At 45.4% G+C, this 5,234-nt stretch carries 1 pseudogene; it reads right to left on the bottom strand.

The features are described from left to right. A pseudogene (locus A3751_RS22710) lies at positions 1-5,234 on the bottom strand (hypothetical protein); the annotation flags it as partial.

Below are 5,234 nucleotides of genomic sequence, written 5' to 3'. Positions count from 1 at the left end.
ATCAATGAAGAGCATCTTATCGCTAATCGCTTCATATACGACAAAATCGGCAGCGTCAGAGCTTACATCCAGTTCCTTTAAGTACTCTTTCGCAGAAAGATCATAACGAACAACGGAGTCCCAATCACCGTTAAATAATGCCAACTGCTGAGTTCCACTATCAATTGATGCAAGCTTAGCTCCCTGATCTTGCTCACTCATCCATGTCGAGAAACACTGATGTCGATCAACTCTATCAAAGCCCTGTGATTGAGTTACACAACCGGGGTCTAGAGGGTAATAATCAACATCGTCATCTGCGCCGTCAAAATCACTATCGGTAAGCGTTGGGTATGAAACAAATTGCACGTCAAAACAATACGCTTTACCCGCGCTCTCTATACCTGTTTCATTCGCCAAACAATCGTTGAGAGATACGACAACTCTTGGATTCGAAGCCGCGTTTGCCGCTACCGCATCAACGAACACTGTAGAGAGTTCCGCACCATCTTTAATCCCATCAGAATCCGAATCTTGATTATTCGGTTCAGTTAACAGAATGTTGAGCTCAACACCGTCCAACAATCCATCCGAACCTGCTACACCAAGATTCAAATCAGAGTTTGGGTTCACTGAGCTAGCTTCGGTAAGTTCAGCCTCTTGGAGATTTGACGCGTAATCCTGGTCATAATCTTCTAAACCATCAGAAATCAGGTCATTATCCGAATCCGCAGACAGAGGGTTAGTGAAAGTAAACCGAGCCTCAGCCTTTAAGGTTTCAAACGACATATCATCCGAAAGATCTACAGGAACATCCAGCAAGGTTTGAAGATCAACACCCGCAGCATGGGCCTCAATAACACCGAGCTCCTCAAGATCAGGCAAACCATCAGCATCACCATCTTCTAATAAAGGGTCTGACAATCGCCAAATATACAGTGACGATAGCTCGGGAATATCCAAGTTAAAGGAGCTAATTACTGAGCGATATGGTTCTAGTTCAAAGTCAACTCTCTGCGCGGCAACCCACCCTATGTCCGAAGCACGCGTATTAAGCGAAGCATCACCAATGTCATTGTTATCTAAGTCGGTTCCAAAACGAAGTATGTCGCCCGCACTATCGAAACCAAATACCCAGATCTCATCACCATCAGAGATGGTGTCGCCATCCGTATCCATGACCAATGGATCAGTTCCAATCAACACTTCGACAAAATCAAAAATACCATCAAGATCACCATCAATGGCTAATGGGAATGGATCCATGCTATCTATCAAAAAGTCTTCGTCCGTATCAGGCATGCGTGGATCAATAAGCCTAATAACCTCTTCTCCATCTTCTAAACCATCGCCATCCGTATCTACTTCTCTAGGAAAAGTTCCAGCTATGCGCTCGTCACCATCATTTAGCTGATCACCATCGGTATCCGCATTTGCAGGATCACTAGTACAAATATTGACCGTAACGTTATCAAGAGCAAGACAAGTGACGCCTTGAACCTCTTCGCCGTCACTCAAACCATCTTGATCTGAATCTCTAATCCAAGGATTTGTCTCAAATAGAAGCTCTTGATCATTAGTCAATCCGTCTCCATCAGAATCCTCGAATAGATCAGAGATCGCGTTAGAACTTAAAACAAATTCGTAGCCATTAACGAACACCACATCACCGTTCTCATCAAGCAAATCGCCATTAGTGTCGACAGAGCCATTCAACGATATGTTTTCCAAATCATAGAGCCACGCTCTAGTCTTAACTCCATCCACGGTTGCGAAAGAAGAAACAAGTACGCCACTATTATTGACAAGCCCTCCCGTATTTGTCTCTCTTGGGTCAGTAAAGAGCGTTTCAAGCTCATCGATATTTGTGACGCCATCACCATCGAGGTCTTCTAAAGAATCAGAGATATTATTTTGATCCGTATCCAAGGACTTGGGGTCTGTTTGAGTCAAATAAAACTCAAAGCCGTCCCTTAGACCATCTCCATCGGTATCAGGATTGTCAGCTCTAGTTAGTAAACCAACTAGAGGATCTAACTCTTGCTTGTCACTCAACAAATCGTTGTCTGTGTCCGGCCAACCGGCATTAGTGCTCGCATTGAGTTCTTCAAGATCATTCAAGCCATCGTCGTCCGTATGGCATTTGAGGGCACTCATTCGAGTATTAGGTGGATTCGAAACATCAAAGCCATAGTTAACCAAGGTATCAGGATCATAAAGATACTCATATTCGTACTCCTCAAGATCAGACACACCATCGCCATCCGTATCCGTGCTTAACGGGTTCGAATAGAAAATACGCGGATCGCCACTAACGTTGAACTCGAGATCGTCCGTTAACCCATCACCATCCGTATCCGTCTGATCACCTCGAGTCCTAATTAAGCCCATCGGCACGCTATTGTTTGCGCAATCAACGACATCAACGTTCGGATTGTTACCTTGCCGCTCTCCAAAATCACTGAGGCCATCACCGTCCGTGTCTGTTTCGTCGGGATTTGTGGTGTAATAAGGTTGGTCTGCAACAAACGTCGGTCGAACCTCCTCGAAATCGCTCAACCCATCACCATCGGTGTCGCTTAGGTTTCTATCCGCGCCGAACAACGCTTCTTCCCAATCAAAGAGCCCATCTCCATCGGAATCAATAATGGAAGATTTTCCGTCTACGGCGTCTTTTGGATCAAGAAAAGCGGTATCGTTTTCCACTAGGTCTGACAGGCCGTCGCCATCCGTATCAACAAGCAAGGGGTTCGACAGATAATCCGCGATGTTGCGGTTGGCAGCACCATCAATTTCGACAAAATCCGTCAAACCATCGCCATCTGAATCCGCTGAATAAGGATCCGTTCCATGGACTTCTTCTTGCGCATTCGTTAACCCATCTCCATCAAAGTCTGACGAGCCATCGTTGTCTTGAACATCTAGCACTCCATCTAGGTTGACATCCTTACTGATGGCGGTATTGGGATCAGTACCGAGCACAAACAACTCAAAGTAGTCGTTCACCCCATCACCATCTTTATCAGCATCAAATATATCCGTGCCATAAAGATTCAACTCTTCCAAATTCGTCAACCCATCTGAATCACAATCTTCATTACCGTCGGATACATCATTAGGATCCGAGTCGCTATTGAATTCATCTGGATCGAGCGGGCAGGATCCGGGGTTAACACTGCCAAATTCCAATTCTTGTTGATCGGTCAAACCATCGTTATCCGAATCTACCTTGTAACCAGCAAGCGCTGAGCTAAGTTCATCCGCTTCTCGACCATCGCTAAGGCCATCACTGTCGCTATCAACAAGGTAGTTACTGATATCACGGTATGCATCAAAGCTGTCTAACACGCTTTGCCCACCCAACATTGTATTTGCATCGCCCGCATTGGCATCATCAAAACCGGCATATTCCTCATACCACCCAGGAATATTGTCGCTATCACTGTCTCCGACCTGGAAGCGCGAAAATTTTATGTAGCCTGTGGATGGTGAACTTGGATCATCATATGCGCTTAATAACGCTGCATCTTCTTGTGCGGCAATAAGAACAATCGGGTTCTGTACAAATCCATCTCGCGTGTAAGACCAATAATCGTTCGGTGCGTTCGGGTCAGGAATAAACTTTATGACTAATTGCTGTTGGCGATTAGTGGTAACTGTTTGCAGATCCGTACTGCCTACTTGAAGCGCCTGAGTGAACTTAAGCTCACTCTCTGCATTAGCTGCTAGGAATTGCGATGTAGCAGGCAGATAGATGTGACCAGACCCAAAACGGATTCTTTTATTGCTAAGAGAGTTATCCACAAGTAATGGGCCATCTAAATCTAACCCATCTGGATTGAGATTTTGTGGGGATACTTGACTCGAAGCTGACGATGGATTGCGGAATTCATAAGCAGAAAAAACAATTGGATCTTCTAAAACCCACAGCTTGCTCTTTACTGCCGGATCATCCCAAACACCATTTGAAATTGAAACGGTACCGACTAACGACGACTCAAGAGAATAGCTCGTCTTATTAAAGAAATGCTGAGTGTATGTTCCGCCAATATCGTTGCTTTCTACAATCAGGTAAGAACCCTGATCTAGAACAGCGGTTACTGGTTCGCCAGAAGGTAAAGTGAACGCATTAACGAACGCAGGCGTCGCTCCTGATAGATCGTACTCTCGAACCAAACCATCATCAAAGCCAACATAAAGCGTATTATCGGAGCCCGGTTCCGCACCGAACGCCATGCTAGTCACGATACCGTTCAATAAGGTATTGGGAATGGGCTCTAGGTAGTCCCCGCTTGTTCCATCCATTAGATAAACGAGCGATAACTCTGAGTCGGAGAGCGCCACCTTAGATGACGATGAATTCTCACTTGATGCAACGATGCCAGGACGTTTACTAAACAACCAGCTCGCGTAGCATGTGCCTTCGGGTATTGGCGAATACCCTTCCCGATATCGATAGTCGGCTAAGTCACCCAAATCAAGCCGATTAACCGGCGCGTCGGTTAGCTCAGCACCGTCTAAAACACCATCGGTGTTAGTATCATCCGAACGAGGGTCGTAGTTATTGTGAACCTCAAATCCATCGCTCAATCCATCCCCATCAAAGTCAGTACTATTGCCTTGACCGCTTCTAGCCTCTGTCTTAGTTATTTGCACCTCTACTGCATCAGAAAGGCCATCACCATCGCTATCAGGATCAGTTGGGTCTGTACCTAAGACGTTCTGTTCATAACCATCTTCCAAGCCATCTTGGTCTGTGTCAGCAACATTTGGATTCGTATTTAGCGCATACTCGTCCGCATCGAGAATACCATCTCTATCAAGATCTCTCTTTGACAGATCCGCATCGTTGAAATCGACAAAATCGTTTTCATCTGTTGGATCAGACCCTCGAAGTCGAATCTCATAATAATCACTATTACCATCATTATCAGAATCTGCTGCAAACAGGCTTAATCCTGAGAACGTTGTCGCTCGAAGCTTGGACTCTTCCAAATCCGTCAAACCATCCAGGTCACTATCGGCACTTCGCATATAAGACTTGATAGACGTATTTACCAGATCAAGTTCTTCCAAATTTGCTAGGCCATCTCGGTCAAAATCGTCCGGTATGCCTTGCCCTACTGCGCTGCAAGCAGGATCAAATATAAAATAATCTTCAGAGTTTCGAACTCCGTCACCATCAAAGTCTTCATCTGACTCGGCACCGAAACCATAGCCCAAAACAACTGGTTGCTCAGCGGGAAGCCTGTTAG

The organism is Oleiphilus sp. HI0080 (assembly GCF_001635135.1).
The sequence above is the reverse complement of the archived record's forward strand: the minus strand, read 5'-3'. Positions and strand labels throughout refer to the sequence as shown.